The organism is Alteromonas sp. Cnat2-8, from assembly GCF_022348355.1.
GTDB lineage: Bacteria > Pseudomonadota > Gammaproteobacteria > Enterobacterales > Alteromonadaceae > Alteromonas > Alteromonas macleodii.
The window spans coordinates 389691-411510 of sequence record NZ_JAKREX010000006.1 but is presented as its reverse complement, the minus strand read 5'-3'; the positions used below and the strand labels follow the sequence as shown (position 1 = coordinate 411510).

Annotated in this window: 16 protein-coding genes; 6 read left to right on the top strand and 10 right to left on the bottom strand. The window is 44.9% G+C overall.

Annotated features, from left to right (window positions below; genetic code table 11):
- The first annotated feature begins 104 nt into the window (after positions 1 to 104).
- The 3 genes from MHN00_RS17650 to MHN00_RS17640 all read left to right on the top strand — a co-directional run bounded on the left by MHN00_RS17650 (position 105) and on the right by MHN00_RS17640 (position 4105).
- Positions 105 to 1295, top strand: a complete 1191-nt coding sequence (locus MHN00_RS17650; protein WP_014949721.1) for an amino acid aminotransferase — start codon at positions 105 to 107, stop codon at positions 1293 to 1295.
- Positions 1296 to 1581: 286 nt separating this feature from the next.
- Positions 1582 to 3747, top strand: coding sequence for a S46 family peptidase (locus MHN00_RS17645; RefSeq protein WP_239301965.1), 2166 nt, complete (start codon positions 1582 to 1584; stop codon positions 3745 to 3747).
- Between the two features lie 106 nt (positions 3748 to 3853).
- The gene (locus MHN00_RS17640; RefSeq protein ID WP_239301963.1) at positions 3854 to 4105 is read left to right on the top strand and encodes a hypothetical protein; all 252 of its coding nucleotides are present in this window, start codon (positions 3854 to 3856) and stop codon (positions 4103 to 4105) included.
- A 105-nt stretch (positions 4106 to 4210) separates the two neighbouring features.
- Here the strand turns inward: MHN00_RS17640 and MHN00_RS17635 are convergent, their stop codons facing one another.
- The 4 genes from MHN00_RS17635 to MHN00_RS17620 form a co-directional block, all read right to left on the bottom strand.
- On the bottom strand, positions 4211 to 4669 hold the full coding sequence (locus MHN00_RS17635) for a YaiI/YqxD family protein (RefSeq protein ID WP_014949724.1): 459 nt from the start codon (positions 4667 to 4669) through the stop codon (positions 4211 to 4213).
- 25 nt (positions 4670 to 4694) lie between these two features.
- Positions 4695 to 5456, bottom strand: a complete 762-nt coding sequence (locus tag MHN00_RS17630; RefSeq protein WP_014949725.1) for an SDR family oxidoreductase — start codon at positions 5454 to 5456, stop codon at positions 4695 to 4697.
- A 76-nt stretch (positions 5457 to 5532) separates the two neighbouring features.
- Positions 5533 to 6300 carry a glucose 1-dehydrogenase gene (locus MHN00_RS17625; protein WP_239301962.1) on the bottom strand — a complete coding sequence of 256 codons (768 nt, stop codon included), beginning with the start codon at positions 6298 to 6300 and terminating at the stop codon, positions 5533 to 5535.
- 76 nt (positions 6301 to 6376) lie between these two features.
- A complete protein-coding gene (locus MHN00_RS17620; RefSeq protein WP_239301961.1) occupies positions 6377 to 8179 on the bottom strand; it encodes an acyl-CoA dehydrogenase in 1803 nt (600 codons plus the stop codon).
- Between the two features lie 142 nt (positions 8180 to 8321).
- Here MHN00_RS17620 and MHN00_RS17615 point away from each other — a divergent pair, with 142 nt between their 5' ends.
- Together MHN00_RS17615 and MHN00_RS17610 are read left to right on the top strand one after the other, a co-directional pair.
- The gene (locus MHN00_RS17615) at positions 8322 to 9311 is read left to right on the top strand and encodes a helix-turn-helix domain-containing protein (protein ID WP_239301960.1); all 990 of its coding nucleotides are present in this window, start codon (positions 8322 to 8324) and stop codon (positions 9309 to 9311) included.
- A 262-nt stretch (positions 9312 to 9573) separates the two neighbouring features.
- The gene (locus MHN00_RS17610) at positions 9574 to 11820 is read left to right on the top strand and encodes a TonB-dependent receptor (RefSeq protein WP_239301959.1); all 2247 of its coding nucleotides are present in this window, start codon (positions 9574 to 9576) and stop codon (positions 11818 to 11820) included.
- A 93-nt stretch (positions 11821 to 11913) separates the two neighbouring features.
- Here the strand turns inward: MHN00_RS17610 and MHN00_RS17605 are convergent, their stop codons facing one another.
- The 4 genes from MHN00_RS17605 to MHN00_RS17590 all read right to left on the bottom strand — a co-directional run bounded on the left by MHN00_RS17605 (position 11914) and on the right by MHN00_RS17590 (position 19000).
- Positions 11914 to 12270 (bottom strand): hypothetical protein, encoded by a 357-nt coding sequence (locus tag MHN00_RS17605; RefSeq protein WP_069944449.1) that lies wholly within the window; start codon positions 12268 to 12270, stop codon positions 11914 to 11916.
- A 153-nt stretch (positions 12271 to 12423) separates the two neighbouring features.
- Positions 12424 to 14586 carry a prolyl oligopeptidase family serine peptidase gene (locus tag MHN00_RS17600; RefSeq protein ID WP_239301958.1) on the bottom strand — a complete coding sequence of 721 codons (2163 nt, stop codon included), beginning with the start codon at positions 14584 to 14586 and terminating at the stop codon, positions 12424 to 12426.
- A 47-nt stretch (positions 14587 to 14633) separates the two neighbouring features.
- On the bottom strand, positions 14634 to 17768 hold the full coding sequence (locus tag MHN00_RS17595; RefSeq protein WP_239301957.1) for an efflux RND transporter permease subunit: 3135 nt from the start codon (positions 17766 to 17768) through the stop codon (positions 14634 to 14636).
- Entirely contained in the window at positions 17765 to 19000 is a 1236-nt protein-coding gene (locus tag MHN00_RS17590) for an efflux RND transporter periplasmic adaptor subunit (protein WP_039236077.1), read from the bottom strand. Before MHN00_RS17590 ends, MHN00_RS17595 begins: the two co-directional genes overlap by 4 nt.
- Positions 19001 to 19380: 380 nt before the next feature.
- Between MHN00_RS17590 and MHN00_RS17585 the strand changes: the two genes are divergently transcribed.
- Positions 19381 to 19689, top strand: a complete 309-nt coding sequence (locus tag MHN00_RS17585; RefSeq protein ID WP_014949733.1) for an isoamylase early set domain-containing protein — start codon at positions 19381 to 19383, stop codon at positions 19687 to 19689.
- 120 nt (positions 19690 to 19809) lie between these two features.
- Here MHN00_RS17585 and MHN00_RS17580 read toward each other — a convergent pair whose 3' ends face one another.
- Both MHN00_RS17580 and MHN00_RS17575 read right to left on the bottom strand, forming a co-directional pair.
- Positions 19810 to 20736 carry an FAD-binding protein gene (locus MHN00_RS17580; protein ID WP_061095228.1) on the bottom strand — a complete coding sequence of 309 codons (927 nt, stop codon included), beginning with the start codon at positions 20734 to 20736 and terminating at the stop codon, positions 19810 to 19812.
- Positions 20733 to 21485, bottom strand: a complete 753-nt coding sequence (locus tag MHN00_RS17575; RefSeq protein ID WP_014949735.1) for an electron transfer flavoprotein subunit beta/FixA family protein — start codon at positions 21483 to 21485, stop codon at positions 20733 to 20735. The genes MHN00_RS17580 and MHN00_RS17575 overlap by 4 nt, the downstream gene beginning before the upstream one ends.
- Positions 21486 to 21820: the final 335 nt, after the last annotated feature.

The following is a 21820-nucleotide window of genomic DNA, read 5'->3' as shown; positions in this document are numbered from 1 at the left end:
ACTAATTGAAATATTTTCAACCTTTAGGGGTCGTTTTTTCTACCATCGGTGGCATAATGCCAGCCTGCTATCTTTTGCATACCAACGTAACGTGAGGACATATCGTGTTTGAAGTATTACCCCATCTCGCCCCAGATCCAATTCTTGGCCTGTCAGCTGCTTTTCGTGAAGACACCAACCCAAACAAAATCGATTTAGGTGTTGGCGTATATAAAGATGAGCAAGGTAATACCCCTATTCTTTCAAGTGTCGCAAAAGCGCAAAAAGTGCTTTTAGATACCGAAACTAGCAAAACCTACATCACGCCTCAGGGCAACCAAGGTTTTATCGACGGTATGTTGTCTTTGCTATTAGGTAAGACTAGCCCCGTTCTATTAGCAGACCGCGTTGCAGCGGTTCAAGCTCCAGGTGGTTGCGGTGCATTGCGTATTCTTTCAGAACTACTTGCCCGTTGTAACGACAACGCTAAAGTATGGGTAAGCGACCCAACATGGGCGAACCACATTCCACTTATCGGCTCTGCGGGTCTTAAAATCGAAACCTACCCGTACTTCGATAAAGCGTCAGCAAGCATTCGCTTTGACGCTATGATGGAAACCCTTCGCAAAACTGAAAAAGGCGATATCGTTCTTCTACACGGTTGCTGTCACAACCCTACAGGTGCTGATCTTACTAATGCACAATGGGATGAAGTACTAGAAGTAGCGAAAGAGCGAGAATTCCTGCCTTTCATCGATGTGGCTTATCTAGGTTTTGGTGAAGGTTTAGAAGAAGACGCGTACGGCATGCGTTTGTTGGTAGAAAACCTACCAGAGGTTATCGTTGCAGCTTCTTGCTCTAAGAACTTTGGCCTTTATCGCGAACGTGTTGGTTTGGCTGCCATTATTACTGAAGATTCAGCAACCCGTAAAATTGCTCAGGGTCAAATTCAGTCAATCGCACGTGGCATCTACTCTATGCCACCAAGCTACGGCGGCGCGTTGGTAGACATTATCCTAGCTGACGAAGCACTTAACAACGAGTGGGTATCTGAAGTGAACGAAATGCGCGATCGCATGAAATCACTCCGTGCAATGCTAGTTCAAAACCTTCACGATAATGGCTCGCCTAAAGACTTTAGCTTCGTAAACGACCAAAAAGGTATGTTCTCGTTCTTGTGTATTACTCCAGAGCAAGTGCGCGAAGTGCGTGAAAAGCACAGTGTGTATTTTGTTGATTCTAGCCGCGTGAACATTGCGGGCATCAACCAAGAAAACGTAGAAACACTTGCTAAAGCATTGGTATCAGTGCTTTAAGTACGAACTATTGATTCTTAAGATTCGAAAGGCAGGGTTCACACCCTGCCTTTTTTATTGCCTTCAAATTACCCGTCTTCCTATTTCTGCGATGAACGCCCCAACCACGCTGTCAGTAGCGGCTAGTTACACTTTTTAACAAATTCACGCGGTGCGCTATACGCTTTTTAGTAGGGCAAGCAGGATATAATCGTTACACTGTAACAATGTTGACGTACACGTTAACTAGGTATTTATTACGACTGACTTATAACGATGAGATTAACGACAAGAACAAGGATCACCCATGTCTAAAGTAAGTGTATTTTGTCTTTCTGCCGCGCTACTTGGCAGTGCAATGCAAGTAAATGCTAAGGAAGGCATGTTCACGCCAGAACAACTCCCTTCAATTGCCGGCGATTTAAAAGAAACAGGCTTAGCAATCCCTGCTAGTAGTATTAACGACCTAACCTCGTTTCCTATGGGCGCGATTGTTTCATTAGGTGGCTGTTCAGCATCGTTTGTCTCTGAAAAAGGCTTGGCCGTTACTAATCACCACTGTGCGCGCGGCTCTGTTCAATATAACAGCACCCCAGAAAACAACTATTTAAAAGATGGTTTCCTAGCAAAAGAAATTGGTGAAGAACTGCCGGCCGCGCCGGGTACACGCATGTTCGTTACGGTCGATTTTTCTGATGTAACCGACAACGTCATTGGCGGTATCAGCGATGACGTTCAAGGACGCGAGCGCTACGACCTCATTGAAGCAAACCGCAAAGCATTAATTGCAGAATGTGAGTCTGAAGCGGGCTTCCGCTGCTCTGTGCCTTCGTTTTTCCAAGGCCTTGAGTATAAGCTAATTAAGCAAATGGAAATTCGTGACGTGCGCATTGCCTACGCGCCTGCTGATTCAATTGGTAAATACGGTGGTGATGTAGATAACTGGATGTGGCCTCGTCATACTGGCGACTTCTCTTTCTATCGTGCTTATGTGGGTAAAGACGGTAAACCCGCTGATTACAGTGAAGAGAACGTGCCGTTTAAACCTGACCATTTCTTAAAAGTTTCGGCAGCTGGACTTGAAGACGGCGACTTTGTTATGGCAGCGGGCTACCCTGGCTCTACTAATCGCTATGCGCGTTTATCACAAGTGTCGTACACGTTTGATTGGTTATATCCCACTTACCTTGAACTGGTAGACGCGTGGATTAAAACTATTGAAAGTGCATCTGAAGAAGGCAGCGATGCGCGTATCAAATACGAAGCATTGTTAGCGGGACTTAACAACTTCCACAAAAATACGTTGGGCCAGCTTTCTGGCGCTAAACGCGTTGGACTTGTTCCACGTCGCGCTGAGCGTGAAGAGCAACTAGCTGCATGGCTTGATAAAAACGGTAAGAGTGAAATGAAGCAAGCACTAGCCGATCTTGATGCGGTTAGTGCTGAACAAATGCAAATGAACAAGCAGAACTTCTGGTACAACAACCTAAGTCGTGCACAGCTCTTGTCGTCAGCCCAAACCCTTTATCGCAATGCCATCGAAAAAGAAAAGCCGGACGCAGAACGTGAATCTGGATTTCAGGAGCGCGATCAAATTCGTCTGAAAGAAGGCGTAGAGCGTATTGAGCGTCGCTTTGATCCGGCCGTTGATCAGGCCGTTTGGCAAAAAATGATTAGTATGTACCTTGAACAGCCAGAAGAAAACCGAGTAGCCGCGTTCGATAAAGCAGTAGGCATTGATGGTGATACCGACGGAAAAACACTTCAGAAGAAGTTAAAGGCGTTTTACGACAAGACTTTATTGACTAACACTGAAGAACGTTTGAAATGGTTAACTGCAAGCCGCGCTGATTTCGAAAATAGCAACGACCCGTTCATTAAACTTGCGGTTGCCCTGTTCGATACCGAGATGGCTATTGAAGATAAGAGCAAAACGCTAAGCGGTAAAGCTGCAGCGCTTCGCCCTAAATACATGAGTGCCATTATTGAGTGGCAAAAATCTTTGGGCAGCCTTGCTTATCCAGATGCAAACAGTACGCTGCGCGTCACTTACGGTAACGTAATGGGCGGCTCGCCAAAAGACGGTCTGATTTACGAGCCGTTCACTCGTCTTGAAGGTATTACTGAGAAAGACACAGGCGAGACACCTTTCGACTCTCCTAAAAAGCAGCTTACGCTTATTGAGGACAAGAAATATGGACCTTACAAATTAGAAGCTATTAACAGCGTGCCGGTGAACTTCCTTACCGATTTAGATTCAACCGGCGGTAACTCAGGCTCAGCAACGCTTAACGCCAAAGCAGAGCTTATCGGTTTGTTGTTTGACGGTACATTCGAGAGCGTCAATTCTGATTGGGATTTTGACCCGAAAACAACCCGAACCATCCATGTAGATAGCCGCTACATGTTATGGGTAATGGAATACGTTGACGGTGCAACAAACCTCATCGAAGAGATGACCATCGTTAAATAACCACCAAATAATGGGGTCAGAGTACTTTTCTGCCCCCAAAAAAATGGCAAAATGGGGGGCAGAGTACATTTTCTCCCTAATGCCTTCCGGTAAAAAGGAGATCGTTATGAGGTTACTAATAAGGCTTGTTAGTTTAGCCGTGGCTGCGTACTCGTGTTATAGCGGAGCTATAACCGGTGAATGGAAAGCATCTATCGCTATTATTTCGCTATGTGCGTTGATGTTCCTAATTACGTTTATTTCCAAGACTCGCGGCGGTACACCAGGCTCTCAAAGCGATGGCGCCTCAGCGATATACACACCAAACAGTAGCTCAAGCTCATCTTGTAGCAGTGATGGCGGTGGTGGAGATTGCTAAAACCCAATGGGGGTCAGAGTACTTTTTTCAGTATTTAAAGTACTCGGACACCATTATTTTCGCTGATCAGATCGCGCTATAGAAATGTACTCTGACCCCATTATTTTATTTGAGGTTGCGGAGGCCTTGGGTGAGGAGTCGGTCTAGTGCGTTGGCGAAGTTTTGTTTGTCACGTTGGGAGAAGGCTTTTGGGCCGCCTGTGTGTTCGCCACTTGAGCGCATGGTTTCCATGAAATCCCGCATGCCCAGTATCTGCTTAATAGACGACTTATCGTATTCTTCACCACGATTATTTAATGCTAGCGCATTTTTTGCCAGTACATCAGCGGCCAATGGAATGTCATTGGTAATCACCAAGTCACCGGCTTCACACTTCTCTACTATATAATCGTCAGCGGCATCGAAGCCTGACGGCACTTGCGTTAAGGTTATGTGCTTGTCTGGTGGTACAGACATGGAATGGTTAGCCACCAAAGACAAAGGCAGCTTGGTACGTCTGGCTGCCTTAAAAAGAATGTCTTTGATCACTGCAGGGCACGCGTCGGCGTCAACCCATATATGCATGGTCGTATCTCATAACTGTATCTAATTACGCTAGCATACCACCATCTACCACCACTGTCGTGCCAGTCGTGTAGGTTGAAGCGTCTGATACTAAGTACAATACCGTGCCCGCCATTTCATCTGGGTCAGCGACACGGCCTAGTGGAATAACTTTAAGCGCGTGCTTCAAGATTTGCTCGTTAGTTGTTAATGCTGACGCAAATTTAGTATCGGTTAAACCTGGCAATAATGCGTTTACGCGAATGTTCAAGCTACCGCACTCTTTTGCAAATGACTTAGTCATGCTGATAACCGCAGCTTTGGTAATAGAATAAATCCCCTGCATGTCACCCGGTGTTACACCGTTTACCGATGCCGTGTTTAGAATGACGCCACCGCCCTGCTCTTTCATCATTTTGCCAGCTTCAATTGACATGAAGAAGTAGCCACGAATATTGACGTCTACAGTTTTATTGTAGGCACCAAGGTCAGTATCTAAGATATGCCCAAAGTAAGGATTGGCTGCCGCGTTGTTTACTAGAATATCCAGTTTTCCAAAATCGCGTTTAATGACGTTAAATGCTTCTGTAATTTGCTCCATTTCTCCCACATGACACGCTAGCGCTGTCGCCTTACCACCTGCGTCACGAATTGAAGAAGCAACGGCTTCACAGCCGTCAATTTTGCGGCTTGATACAATTACATGCGCGCCATACTGGGCAAGCAAACGGGCAATAGATTCACCGATACCGCGACTGGCACCTGTAACCAGTGCCACTTTTCCTGTTAAATCAAAAAGGTTCTTCATTGTCATATCCTTAATTCTTGCTGATAAAGTGCTTTGTGCTTAATTTCTCTTATTAACGCTTGTTGCGGTGCCTGCTCTAGGCCAACATACCACCGTCGAGTACTACGGACTGACCCGTCATGAATGACGACTCATCACTACACAACCAAGCAATGGCGTTAGCAATCTCTTCTGGTTTACCCAAACGCTTCATTGGATTGGCGCCAATAAGCCCTTTTTGGCCTCTTTCATCCAATTTTGATAAAACGCCTTGCACCATAGGGGTATCTACAAAGCTTGGACAAACAGCGTTTATGCGTATGTTCGCCCTTGCGTATTCCACCGCCGCCGATTTAGTAAGCCCCACTACCCCATGTTTTGAAGCGCTGTAAGCACTAATCATAGGCGCAGAGCGCAATCCAGCTACAGAGGCAATATTGATGATGTGGCCACCGCCTGTCGTCGTCATATGCTTAAGGGCGTTCTTCATGCAATACCACACGCCAGCTAAGTTGACCTGAATATTCTTCATAAACATGGCGTCATCGACTTCAGTTAGCGGAGCTGGAAAATGGTCGATACCCGCGTTATTAATAATTACGTCAATCTTGTCGTTATGAGAAAGCGCCGTGTCGAACATCGCTTTTACCTGAGCCGGTTCGGTAACATCCACCGCCACCGCATAGGCTTTGCCACCTGAGGCAACAATTTCTTCAGCCAATGTTATGGCATTACCTTCGTTTAAGTCGGCAATACCAACTGTTGCACCACGCGCACTCAATACTCGAGCCGAAGCAGCACCGATACCCGAGCCGCCACCAGTAATAAGAATATGTTTACCTTCAACATTTGCAGCTACATTCATTAGCTGTACTCCAATTTAGTGAACAAGCGCAACGCCATTAATTTTGGTCACTGCGCATGCTTCTTGATTTGAACGATTAAAAATAACTCGCTTTTACGTTGTTACACGTCGCCTCGCGTGAAGAAAGCACCTCAATATCGCGACTGACAAGCGGTAACTCCCAATTCAAGAAGTATTCAGCTGCTGCTAACTTACCTTCGTAAAAATCAACGTCTTGCTCGCCAGCACCGTTAGCAAGTGTTTGTTCGGCAACATTTGCCTGGCGCAGCCAAATCCAGCTCACCACACAACTTGAAAATACGTTTAAGAAGCAACTCGCATTGGTTAGCAAAACTGGTTGCTTATCAGAGCGCAAATCGGCTGCTGCCTGTTGAATTAAACCACCAAGCTGGTCTAGATAAGGTTTCAATTTTGCAGCTAGTGCCTGCGCTCGCGGTGTTTCTGCGCGCTTCATATCGCTTGTTACACGAGAAAGCAGCACCTGAAGACCTTTGCCGTCGTGCTGCCACAACTTTCTTCCCAGCAGGTCTAACGCCTGAATACCATTTGTGCCCTCGTGAATTGGGTTTAAGCGGTTATCGCGCCAGCACTGCTCAACAGGATATTCACGGGTGTAGCCCGCGCCACCTAGAATTTGAATTGCCAAATCGTTGGCTTTAGGGCCAAACTCCGAAGGCCATGCTTTGAACACGGGTGTTAAAAGATCTAAAAGCTGAGAAAGTTCGGTACGCTTTTCGCTGTCAGTTTCCGTTTCCATCTCATCAATCAGCATGCTGCCGTACAAGCAGAGGGACATACCGCCTTCACAGTAGGCCTTTTGCGCTAGCAACATACGTCGCACGTCACCGTGATTGATAATAGGTGTAGGCTCGTCTTCTGGCGCAAGATTAGGCGCAGCGCGACCTTGGGTACGATCTTTTGCGTATTCTAGTGAGTAACGGTACCCGCGATACCCTATCATGGCAGCACCATAGCCCACGCCAATGCGTGCTTCGTTCATCATCATGAACATGTAGCGCAAACCCTGGTGCGGCTCGCCAATAAGGTAGCCGTGGCAGTCACCATTTTCGCCAAAGGTTAGTGCGGTTGAAGTTGTACCTCGGTAGCCCATTTTATGGATAAGACCAGCAAGGGTTACATCGTTGCGCACATCTGGATTGCCTTCAGCGTCGAGACGGTATTTAGGTACAGCAAATAAGGAGATGCCTTTTACACCAGCTGGACCACCTGGAATTTTCGCCAACACCAAATGTACGATGTTGTCAGAAAGCTCATGCTCACCACCTGATATATAAATCTTGCTGCCTTTGATTCGGTACGTACCATCATCTTGCGGCCTTGCTGATGTACGAATATCAGCAAGTGACGAACCGGCATGGGGCTCGGTAAGTGCCATGGTTCCAGTGAAGTCACCCGCTAACATTTTTGATAGAAACGCACTTTTGATATCCTCAGAGGCAAAATGCTTAATGACATTGGCGGCCGCTGCAGTTAAGAAAGGGTAAGCGGTTGACGATGGGTTTGCCGCTAAAAAATAGCCCGCGCAGGCATTCATCACGGTAACAGGAAGCTGCATACCGCCATCTTCAAAATCGAAGTGACCCGCGATAAAGCCCGATTCTCTATAAGTATCGAAGGCCACTTTTACGTCGTCAATCATAGAGACTTTAGTGCCATCGAATGTAGGCTCGTTTTTATCAGCAACGGCATTATGTGGAAGAAATAACTCTTCTGCCATTTTTTCGGCCATATCAATAACAGCGTTGAAGGTTTCTACATTGTGCTCTTCGAAGCGAGCTTTTTCACATAAGGCTGCGGTGTTTAATACTTCGTACAGCTGAAATTGCATTTCACGGCGGGGAATAAGTTGGTCGGCCATGGTGTCCTGTCCTCTACGAAAACTTGTTAACACATTGTGTCATATTCGTTATCGTGCCATTATTGTCATTAATGACACAATAATGGTCAATCACGCCAACAATCACTGAGTTTTATCTTATTTTATAACTCGAATTATTTTTATGAATGACACGAAGTTCACCGTTACCGTACTCGGCTTTAACCAAGCCTTGGCATCTGCCATTACAGGAGCCCTCGATGTATTTGCTTTCGCAGGTATTAGTTGGCAGCGAATACACAACTTACCAACCAACCCTCAGTTTAAAGTTCAGTTGGCCAGTCACCATGGGCAGCCTATTCTTTGCTCTAATCAAGTTGTTCTACAGCCCAATATCGCCATCGAAGAAGTCTCACACACTGATGTCTTGTTAATTCCCACCATTGGTGGCGATATTGATGAAGTGCTAGAAAGCACAGCGCCTCTGCTTGTACACATAAGGCGTCTGCAGAAAATGGGGGCCGACATTGCCGCCAATTGCACCGGTACTTTCCTTTTGGCCCAATCCGAATTATTGGACAATAAAATTGCCACTACGCATTGGGGATATGCAGATAAATTTAAGACCATGTACCCTACCGTTAACTTACAACCCGAGAAAATGGTTACTGAAGATGATACGGTGTTTTGTGCAGGCGGCGGCATGGCGTGGATTGATTTATCTATCTTGTTGATAGAACGCTACTGTGGTCATCAGATTGCGAGCGATACGGCAAAATCCCACGTTTTGGATGTGTCCAGAACAAGCCAAACTATTTACGCCAGCAGTCGTCAGCGACGATTTCACTCAGACAAGGACATTAAAGCGGTACAGTCTTTTCTGGAAAAGAACGTACAAAATAAATGTACGCTAAGCGAACTAGCGCTACGGCATAATATGACCGAACGCACACTTATACGCCGATTTAAAAACGCGTGTGATATTACACCAGGTCAGTATTTACAGTCGCTGCGCATTGAGCACGCGAGAAAGCTCTTAGAAACCTCTAGTATGCCGTTAGAGAGCGTGATTAGCGCTGTAGGCTATGAAGACCTTAGCTCGTTCACTCGACTATTTAAAAAAACAACTGGTTTATCACCTTCTCAATACCGAGCGAAATTCAAGCGAGGCTAATTTGATTTAGATAGTTAGTAGACTACTTGCACCAAAAAATATCTCTCTATTAAGTTTGATGTTCCATGCCTGTGCACACAGGCTTTTTAATTACATTCAATCTAACTAATATTGTGCATTTTCGATGAAAAACACCTTGGTTTGCACAAATTTGAAGTTTTTATGTAAAAGTTTGTGTAAAATGCAGCGCCAAGCATAGATTGTTATTTTTTGTGCTAAAAACACTACAAAAGTATAAATTTAAAATCATCTTGGTGGAAACATGAGAACACACAAAATCGCCACACTAGCGTTAGCCGTTAGTGCTGCGTTCAGCTCTTCAGTTCTTGCACAAGAGGCCGCGACGACAGAAAAAAAAGAAGCCTCACTTGAACAGATTACCGTTACTGCGCAAAAGCGTACTCAGTCAATTCAGGAAGTGCCTATTTCTGTTGCGACGCTAAGCGGTGAGAAATTCGAAAGCCTATTCTCTGGCGGTGAAGATATTCTTGCTCTAGCGGTTCGCGTACCTGGTCTTTATGCTGAGTCATCAAATGGTCGTGTTGCGCCGCGTTTTTATATTCGTGGTCTAGGTAACACCGACTTCGACCTTGCTGCATCACAACCTGTTTCTATTATCATGGACGAAGTGGTAATGGAAAACGTGGTACTTAAAAGCTTCCCGCTTTTCGACGTTCAGCAAGTTGAAGTACTTCGTGGCCCACAAGGTACACTATTTGGTCGTAACACCACTGCTGGTATCATCAAATTTGATACAGTAAAACCAACCCAAGACGTTGAAGGTTACGCGAAAGCAGGCTTCGGTTCATACGGTACAATGAACTTCGAAGGCGCTATTAGCGGCGGCCTTACTGACGAACTTTCTGCCCGTCTTTCTGTATTGTCACAAGAGCGTGATGATTACATCGACAACGCAGCAACAGGTCAAAACGACGCATTAGGGGGCTTCGACGAAAAAGCATGGCGCTTACAGCTTCTTTGGGAGCCATCGGCGGACTTCTCTGCACTTCTCAACGTACACGGCCGCGACTTAGACGGTACTGCTTCAATTTTCCGTGGAAACGTTTTTAATAAAGGCAGCAATGACCTTAACGATAGCTACGACCGCGAAACAGTAAGCTACGATGGCGATCTAGAAGGTAACGGTACAGATAACAACCCACAGTCTTATGAAGGTTTAGGTGCATCACTTAAACTAGAATACGACATGGACGATGTAACCTTTACTTCAATCTCTGCAATTGAAACCGCTGAAGGTTCAAGCCTTGGCGACATCGACGGCGACGCGATTGCTTCACAAAACTTTGTGACTCAAGATAACCTTGACGATCTAGAGCAGTACACGCAAGAATTTCGTTTAGCAAGCAACACCAGCGACCCAATGAACTGGCAAGTAGGTGCTTTCTATTACGATGCATCGTTCAACGTAACCAGCATCGACGGTTTCTTTGGTGCGACTACGGTATTCCATGAAAACCAAACATGGGCGGTATTCGGTCAGTCATCTTACCAAGTTAACGACAAGCTAAACGTTACTGGTGGTATCCGTTACACTCACGACAAGAAATCTCTTGTTGTTGGCGAACAAAACGTTGACGGGTTTGCCGTTGTTCTAGGTATTGCATCTGTTCAAGATTATGACGATATTAATGTAGATGACGGTCAAACAAGCTTTGAACTAAGTGCAAACTACCGTGTAACTGACGACATGTCTGTTTTTGCTCGCTATGCTAATGGTTTCAGAGCGCAAACTATCCAAGGTCGTGACGTTGCATTTGAAGGTGCACCTTCAGTTGCAGACGCAGAAACGATCAACTCTTTTGAAGTGGGTATTAAGTCAGACCTATTCGACGACACGCTACGTCTAAACGCTGCTGCGTTCTACTACACCGTTGATGACATGCAGTTCTCGGCCATTGGTGGTGGTAACAACTTTACTGCGCTAGTGAATGCTGACGAAGGTGAAGCTTATGGTTTTGAAGTAGACGCTCAATGGCTAGCGACTGACGAACTTACCTTTACTGCTGGCTACAGCTACAACCACACTGAGATCAAAGATGACTCTTTAACGGTTGCACCTTGTGGTACAAGCGCATCTGATGGCTTCACTGGCTACTGTACAGTAACTGACGACCGCCCAGATGGATTCAATGCAATCATTGACGGAAACCCTTTCCCGCAAGCACCTGAATCAATCTTTAACTTCACTGCACGTTACACTATCCCTATGGGTGATGACGGTGAGTTCTTCGTGTTTACTGATTGGGCGTTCCAAGGTGAAACCAACATCTTCCTATATGAAGCGGTTGAGTTTACTACAGACGACAATTTCGAAGGCGGTCTACGCATTGGTTATGAGAACTTTGCGCACAACTACACGGTAGCGCTATTCGGCCGTAACATAACAGACGAAGACAACGTTAAAGGTGCAATCGACTTTGCAAACTTAACGGGTATTGTAAACGAACCTCGTATTTGGGGTGTTGAGTTCAAGTACACATATTACTAAGACAGGTTAAGTAGCTACTCTCTTCCATTGTAGCTACCTATCTATTTAGTAGAAAAGCGGTGACGTTGAGAAACGTTACCGCTTTTTTATCTGTTACGCCGCCATATGAATATCAGACGTAGGCATTTGTACTAGCTGCTGTAATTTTCTGCACACTTCCACCCAGCGGGCAACTTTCTGGTAGTAGACCTGCTCAATTAACTGCCCTTTTTCATTAAACAAAAAGCTCGCTAATTTCCCCTTATTACCCGGCATATAAAAGTGATGCACGGTAAATTGATGAGACAAAGGGGCATGTACCACCTTTTGATACATACAGAAAGGCAACCCATTTGCACGCTCGTCGCCCCCAGTCAAGCGGCTACGGCGTTGAAACGTGTCTGATCCGAATTCTGCCATAATGCCGTGTTTTGAAATAAGCTGATCAACCGCTTTAATGCCTGTTTGCATAACTATCTCCTAAACGTTGCGCTTTTTAGCGAACCAAGATAAGACTCAAAATAAACCATACTGATATTTATACAGTATATGTTTATTTGTTTAAAATGCAAACAAAAAAGCCGCTTTTTAAAGCGGCTTCTATTTAATAGCAGTATATATGCGCTAGTTGAGAGCGGACTCCAAAAAGGCCCACTGGTCGGCATACCCTTCTATTTGCATCCACGTTGGCGTACCCGCACCGTGACCAGCTCGAGTTTCAACACGAAGTAGAATTGGGTTATCGCAGCTTTGGTCAGCCTGTAGTTGAGCTGCAAATTTATAGCTATGCCACGGCACAACACGGTCATCGTGATCACCTGTAGTGACTAATGTAGCCGGGTAGCACGTGCCGGGCTTGGTGTTGTGAAGTGGCGAATAAGCATAAAGCGCTTCAAATTCGTCTTTGTTTTCACTTAACCCATAATCAGAGGACCATGCTCGCGCATTTGCACTAGGTGTGTGATAGCGAAGCATATCTAACACGCCAACTGCAGGTAAGGCAGCAGAAAAGAGATCCGGGCGCTGTGTTAAGGTCGCACCAACAAGCAAACCGCCATTCGAGCCACCTTGAATACCCATTTTCTCAGGCGTGGTGTAGCCACTTTCAACCAAATACTCGCCCGCTGCGATAAAGTCATCAAATACGTTTTGCTTATCTAACTTAGTCCCAGCCTTGTGCCACTGTTGCCCATACTCACCACCACCACGTAAGTTAGCTATGGCCAGTACATTGCCCTGCTCTACCCATACCATGCGTGATACTGAATAGCGGGGCAGCAGTGAAATATTAAAACCACCATACCCGTACAGTAACGTTTTATTATTTCCATCTAGCTTCAAGCCTTTTTTATACACGATAAACATGGGAACTTTTGTTCCATCTTTACTGGTGTAAAAAATTTGCTTTGTTTCGTAATCATCATAATTAACACCTGTATCGATGGATTTAAATAATGATGACTCGCCGCTTTTTACGTCATACGCAAATACTTGGCCAGGGTTAGTGAACCCCGTAAGTTTATAGAACGTTGTATCGGCATTTTTGCTTCCGTAAAACCCGCTAACACTTCCAATATCATTAAACGCAATTTCATCTATTTTCTTGCCGTTTAAATCAAATACACTTACCTGCCCTTTTACATCTTTTAGATACTGAGCAAAAAGTTTTTCACCCAATAGTGAAACGCTCGACAAGGTATCAGATGTACTTTCAATTACGGTTTCCGTTGCTTTAACGCCACCATCGAAATCAACCTTAATAACCTTACCTGTAGGGGCATTTGCTGTAGATGTGAAAAATAACTCGTCGTCATGCTCGCCAATTAGGTCGTAACGGCCATCCCATTTGTCGAAAACCGGAACGAGCTCACTGTTATCATTTACCAGCGATTTAGCATAAACACCATTCGCCTGATATCCCTCGAACACAGAAATGAGCAGTGTTTTGCCATCTTGAACAACCGAAGGATAAGGGTTCCATGTAGGTTTATTGTCAAACGCAAAAACCTTTTTGTCTTCACTTTGCGCTGTACCTATTGCGTGAAAATAGATAGATACGGTTTGGCTATCATCATACTTACCAGCTTCACTTTGGGGGTAACGTGAATAGAAAAAGCCGCTTTCATCGGGCAACCACGCGATATTTGAAAACTTAATGCCTTTAATAGTGTCAGTTAAATCCGACTTCTTACTGGTGTCACGAACGTGAATAGTTTTCCAGTCTGTACCACCGTCAGAAAGCATGTAGGCCAAGAACGAGGCTTTAGGGCTTAGTTCAGTTGACGCCATAGACACTGTGCCATCTTCACTCAATGTATTTGGGTCAATCAGTACTTCAGGCTCACCGTTAACGCCGTCAGCCATATAAAGCACATATTGGTTTTGCAAGCCGTCGTTATAAGAATAAAACAGCTTGCCGTTTACCATATATGGCGTTGAGTATTTTTCGTAGTCCCACAGCGCTGTTAGACGTTCTTTGTATCTTTCTCTAGAGGGCAATTCAGCCAGGTAAGGACGAGCAAGGGTGTTTTGAGACTCAACCCAAGCACTTACCTCTTCGCTCTTTTCTTCTTCTAGCCAGCGGTATGGGTCGCTCACTACAGTGCCATGATAATTGTCTTGCTGAGTCACAGTTTTGGTTTCTGGATAGTCGGACACTTTTGGCATGCCGCCACTTTGTGATTCACCTTGCACTGAACTAGTAGATTCGGTATACGAGCTTGTACACGCCAAGGTTAAACCTGCTGATACCGCTACTATGGCAGCGTATATTAGATTTTTCTTCATTTTTATTCCTTAAACGAAAAATGCCGGTTTCAACCGGCATTTTCTATTTAGCTTTCTGTCGTAACTTGCGTATGTTTTCGACCTTTAAACACGCTTTTAAGGTCATTTAAAATAAGGTACAGCGCTGGGACAAGCAGCAAGGTGATCACCGTGGCGAACAAAATACCGAAGGCCAATGAAATAGCCATTGGTATCACAACTTGAGCCTGTAAACTGCGCTCAAAAACAATTGGCATAAGCCCCATAAACGTTGTTAGCGAGGTGAGGATAATTGCTCTGAAACGCTGAGTACCTGCGCTAATAGCAGCATCCATTAGCGACATGCCTTCTTTGCGCGCACGGTTAACGAAATCCACCATGATCAAGCTGTCGTTAACTACAACCCCAGACAACGCAATTATACCGCAGATAGAAAGTACGCTTACCGCCATACCTAGTACCAAATGCCCCACAATGGCGCCTACGATACCAAAAGGTATAACCGACATAATGATGAAAGGCTGGCTGTACGATTTAAGCGGAATAGCAAGCAAGGTGTAAATGGCAAAGAGCGCAAATAGAAGCCCCTGCATTAGGCTTATCATAGCGTCAGCCTGCTCTTTCGAGTTACCTTGAAGCTGGAAGTCCACCTTGGGATACCGCGCTAGTAGATCCGGCATCAAATTTTCAATCACATCATTGGTTACTTCTGACGGGTCAAGCAACGCTTTATCCACTGCACCAGTTACGGTTACCGAGCGTTTACCATCGACACGAATAATTGAATCAAAGCCCTGACCAACTGTAAATGTCGCCACCTGCTCAAATGGAATTTCTTGTCCATTTGGCGCGCGGATACGCATGTTTTCAAGGTGCTCTATAGAGCTACGTTCCGTTTTCGGATAACGCACCATTACTTTGATTTCTTCATCGTCACGCTGGATACGCTGAACTTCCGCACCATAGAAACCAAAGCGAACCTGCTGACCTAAATCACGCAAAGAAATACCTAGCGCATCAGCCTGAGGTTTCAGCGCGAGTTGAATTTCTTCGCTTCCGCCTGAGAAGGTGTCGTTAATGTCGGTAACACCTTCGTATTTATCCAACGCTTCTTTAAGTTCATCACTTATCGAACGAAGGGCCTTAATATCGCTTGAGCTAAATTCAAAGCTCAGGTCTGAACCGCCACCAGGGCCCCCCGGAGAGCTAATATTAAACGACTTAACACCTGGGATTTCTGGTAACTCTTGACGCCACATGTCTTGAATTTCAAAGTCTGTCAGCGTACGCGTTTCACCTTTGGTAAGCTCTGCGAAAATCTCTCCCCCAAGGTTGCCGTTATCAAAGGCAATGGCGTGCTTTATAACGTTTTCACCCGACTCTTCAGCTACTTTTTCATCCATACGATGCATGGCCTCGCGAAGCGTAGTCAGTACATTATCACGCTGTTCAAGCGATGAGCCTGGCTCAAGCTCGAAACTTGCAATCATAAAATCGCTAGGAATATTCGGGAAAAATACGAAACGTACAATACCACCACCGAACAGGCCTACTGTGAGGATCAGCATAGCCATAAACACAGCAACCGTGGTGTAGCGATTTCGTACAGCTGTAGCCAAAAATGGCGCGTATTTATTGTTTATAAACGTCTTAATACCTTCGCTGAAGAAATCTCGGAACTTTTGAAATCTGTTCGCCTTTTCAGGATCGTATGGCTTAAGCTTCATGTGCACCAAGTGAGCCGGCAATATTAGTTTGGACTCAATGAGCGAAAAAATAAGGCACACGATAACCACCATACCGATGGTTTTCCAAATAATTCCAAACGGCCCAGATACCATCAGCATGGGCGAGAATGCGGCAATGGTTGTCAACACGCCAAATGTCGCTGGCATAGCGACCTTTTTGACGCCCGCTATCACGTTTTCAGCGCTATGGCCTTTTTTGTCTATTTCAGAATACGCAGATTCCCCCATGATAATGGCGTCGTCAACCACAATACCCAGCACAAGAATAAACGCGAACAGGCTAAGCATGTTGATAGACACACCAACCATATCTAGCGGCATAACTAACAAGGTGCCAAGAAAACAAACCGGCAAGCCCACAATGACCCAAAACGCGAGCTTAATTTTTAAAAACAAAGAAAGTACCAAGAAAACCAGAAGCGCGCCGAAGAACATGTTTTCCAGCATCATGTTAAGTCGGTCAGCTAAGTAGAACGAACTGTCGCCCCACGTATCAGCTGTTATATGCGCCGGAAATTCCGATTTCTGACTCTCAATATAGGTATTAACTTGCTCAGAGATTTCTAATGCGTTTTGATCACCTACCGCACGCACTCGCAAACTAACAGCGGGTTTATCGTCGAATAGCGCATATTGGTTATTTTCAATAAAACCATCGTTGATATACGCCACATCACCTAATGTCACGCGCGTGCCGTTACTGTTTGTTACTAAAACAATCTGCGAGAAATCCCAGCCCGTATAGGCTTGCCCTTTCGTTCTAAGCAGAATATCGCCATTTTCAGTGCGAATTGAGCCGCCAGGTAAGTCGACGCTGGTTTGACTTAAACGCGCAACGACATCGGCGAATGTAAGGTTGTATTTTTGCAAATCGACTTCCGAAAGCTCAACGGAAATCTCATAATCCCTTGCCCCAACAACTTGAACACTTGAAATACCAGGTAGGTTAGCAATGTCGTCGCGCAAATCTTTGGCAAACTCTTTTAACTCCCGTTCAGACGCGTCGCCGTAAACCGAGAGCCAAATTACGTCTTGTTGTATTTTTTGACGATAAATAACGGGCTTTTCAGTGTCTGCGGGGAAGCTCGGAATAGCGTCAACTTGTACTTTTACTTCATCAAGTAAAGATTGAACATCATAGTCTTCTTCCACCTGAATACTTACCGTACCCATACCTTCAACGGCTGTGGAATTAAGCTGCTTAATACCCTCTAAGTCTTTAATTGACTCTTCAATTTTAAGCAGTACGCCCTCTTCTACTTCTTGTGGTGCGGCCCCCAAATACGGTACGCGAACGTTAATAACGTCTATCTCGAAATTGGGAAATACTTGCTTCTGAATACTGAAGGCACCAAATAATCCGCCAACTACAAGCAACCACATCAGAAGATTTGCAGCTACGCTGTTACGCGCGAACCAGGCAATAAGCCCTTTATTGGTATCAATACGGCTCATTCGCTTTCACCTTCGGTGGACGTGCTCTCTACTTTATCGTTATCTTCGCTAGCATCCGATTCAGCGGCATCAGATAGCACTGGCTCATCACCTGGTAGACGAACCTTCATGCCATTATACGGGTTTGGTACGGCACTTCTCACTACCAGGCTTCCATGCTCAATGCCAGAACGAATAAACACTTCTTTAGCGGTTGTACGCGCAACCTCAACAGGCTTTATTTCAATCTCACGATTATCGTTAACAGTCAGTACGGTATTGTCTAAACGTAAAATGCTACGAGGCAACACCACCAATTCTTCATTCTGACGAGACGTGATTTCTGCTTCTACAAACTGACCAAAACGAAGGGGGGCATTGTGTGAAGATTTCAGATTGTAAGGATCTTGTACTTCCACAATGGCATATACTACTCGGCTGCCTGTATCTAAAATACCTTCTGAACGCACCAGTTTACCTTCCCAAGTACGTTTCACACCGCCCACAGAGGCCGTTAACGAAACCGGAGCGCCGTCATTGGATTGTCCTGCAATATTGATAAACATTAAATCGCTGTCAGTAATAGGCAGCCTGACTTCTGCAGTATCGGTGGAGTACACTGTACCAAGTACTGCGCCCATTGATACAAACTGACCCAGGTCAATATTACGTTCAACCACAATGCCATTATAAGGGGCTGTAATTTGCGTTCTTGCTAAGTTGCGTTTTGCACGCTCTAGTTTGGCTTCTGCAGCTTTAACGTTTGCTTGTTCTTTTGCCAGTTGCGGCTTACGTAAACCCAACTCAGGCGGTGCAACGCTACTCACCGATCGCCATTCTTGCTCTGCTACTTTGCCGCGAGCTATTTCTTCTTGAAGCGCTGCTTGCGCTTGAGCTAATTCAGCCTCTGCAAGCTTAAGATCCGTGCGATAATCATCTTGTTCAAGTGTTGCCAGCACATCCCCTTTTTTGAATGTACCGCCAGCTATAAATACATCAGACAAACTCACTACTTGGCCACTGACCTGCGCACTTAACGCAGTTTTATTTCGTGGAACAACGTTACCCTGAGATTTTACGATAAAGCTCACGGCCTCTGCTGTTGCTTCTTTCGCTTCAACCAAAAAAGCTGGAATTTCCACGGGTACTTGCTCTGGTGGCTTACGTGATTTGATCATGACTGTCGCGGCGATAAACGCGACCAAAACTATGATTAGTGGAATGCCACTTTTCATCAAGATGGAGTTTTTCATTTACTATCCCTAGGAACGAAGGAAATCCACGCGAGTGAAACGGACGCAACGATTTATTGCACTTTCACATACCACCTGATAACCCACGAAAATCTATTATTATTGTTTCAACACTAGTGTACTGATTTGTGGTTATTGTGCCCACTTAAGATTGTTAAATTTTGTGTCTGTTAATTGTTTTTAAAATACACATAAAAATCAGCCGCCCTAATATAAAAAATTATCAAAAGAATACAAAGTAAGATTGATAATTATCAGATTTTCGTTGATTATTTAATCACTCATTGGTTATGAGTTAACCGGCGGTTGTTATTTGAGCTTAGTCTTTAATGCGAAGTAGCCTCGGGAATGATTTCGCTACGTTGAAGGGAAAACACATTATGAGTCTTAAGAAACAATACCTTAAATCAAAACCTCTGTGCAAAGTGACATTTCGACTAAATGCGGAAGCGGCGCAAGACGCCAAAGAAGCAGCGTTGTGTGGTGACTTTACTGACTGGAAATCACAGCCACTAACGATGAAGAAACTGAAAAGTGGAGACTTCACGTTAACGGTGGATTTAGAGAAGGATCACGAGTACCAGTTTCGCTATCTCATCGATGGTGAAAAATGGGAAAACGATTGGGAAGCAGATGCTTATATTCCCTCACCTGTGAGCATAGAAGACAACTCAGTGGTGCGCGTTTAAATTATTGTTCCATTAAAAAACATACCCGTAACTACTCTAGGTATTTTATAACGATTCCCTACAAAAAAGGCTGCGTATACGCAGCCTTTATCTTCATTTTGCTAAACCTTAAAATTCGATTTACAACGAATTTTCCAGCTCTGGAAGTACATCAAACAAGTCGCCTACTAACCCGTAGTCTGCAACCTGGAAAATTGGCGCTTCCTCATCTTTGTTGATAGCAACAATGACTTTAGAGTCTTTCATACCTGCAAGGTGTTGAATAGCGCCCGAGATACCTACCGCGATATAAAGCTGAGGCGCAACAATTTTACCTGTTTGACCTACCTGCATATCATTCGGAACGAACCCAGCATCTACTGCGGCGCGTGATGCACCAATAGCAGCACCTAGCTTGTCAGCAATGCCCTCAAGAAGCTTGAAGTTGTCACCGTTTTGCATACCACGGCCACCTGAAATTACCACTTCTGCTGCAGTTAATTCAGGTCGCTCAGACTCAGTCAGCTCTGCCGATACGAAATCAGACTTCTCGCTCCCCTTAACAACGTCTAAAGACGTAACTTCTGCGCTGCCGCCTGTTGTTGCAGCATCAAATGATGCAGCTCGTACAGTAATCACCTTTTTCGCGTCAGATGATTGTACGGTAGCAATAGCGTTACCTGCGTAAATTGGGCGTACAAACGTGTCTTCACTCTCTACACCAATGATGTCAGAGATTTGCGCTACGTCTAATAAAGCCGCTACGCGAGGCATGAAGTTCTTACCTGTCGTGGTTGCAGCAGCAACAATGTGGCTGTAGTCAGCAGCAAGTTCTACAACTAGATCAGCCGTGTTCTCAGCAAGCTGATGCTTGTAAGCAGCATTGTCAGCAACAAGTACTTTTGCAACACCGTCAATTTGCGCCGCAGCTTCAGCTACTGCTTGGCAACCTTCACCTGCGACTAGCACGTGAATATCGCCACCCATTTTCTGCGCGGCATTAACAAGCTTATGCGTTTCAGTCTTTAAGCTTGCATTATCGTGTTCTGCATATACGAGTACGCTCATGAGATCACCTTTGCTTCATTTTTTAACTTGTCTACCAACTCAGCAACATCTGCCACTTTAATGCCACCCTCGCGCTGAGGCGGAGGCGTCACTTTTAGCACCTTAACGTTTGAGTCAAGTGAAACACCAAAATCCGCAGCCGCTTTAACGTCTAACGGTTTGCGCTTTGCTTTCATGATATTAGGAAGCGATGCATAACGCGGCTCATTCAAGCGAAGATCTGTGGTTACTACCGCTGGAAGCGAAAGTGCAACAGTTTGAAGACCGCCATCAATTTCACGGGTTACATTTACTTTTTCGCCGTCAACAACGACTTCTGACGCGAAAGTCCCCTGCGGCATACCAGTAAGTGCTGCAAGCATCTGTCCTGTTTGGTTATTGTCAGAGTCGATACTCTGCTTACCAAGAATAACAAGCTGTGGTTGCTCTTCTTCAACTACTTTAGATAACAGCTTTGCCACTTGAAGTGAATCAAGATTTTGGTCGGTATCGATTTGAATACCACGGTCAGCACCTAGGGCTAATGCTGTACGTATTTGTTCTTGGCAGCTCTTATCACCAATTGAAACAACAACGATTTCAGTGGCCACACCTTTTTCTTTTAATCGAACGGCTTCTTCAACAGCAATTTCGCAAAAAGGGTTAATGGCCATTTTTGCGTTGGTAAGATCTACGCCAGACTCATCGGCCTTCACTCTTACCTTAACGTTGTAGTCGATCGCGCGTTTGACCGGTACGAGTATTTTCATATTTACCTCAATTGTTGAGTTCGTCGGTGTCTATTACGTTTCATTAATAATTAACTATTAATAATTAAAAACGTATTACTTCACCACGCTTTTTGAAACTTTAACAATGTGCTCTACGTTAAAAAAGAATCCGTGGAACGTACGTTTTTTAAAGGCTAGCCTTAAAACGCCGTTAACACCACGTTTACGAGCAGTTATAATACACTGCCAGTTAACGTTAACGTAAACTGCTTTGCAATGTACTTACTGTTGACGTAAACGTCAACCTGCATTACCTTGCAAAACGACAATTAATTTACATGTTTTTGACACAAAGCATTATTTGTTTCATCAAT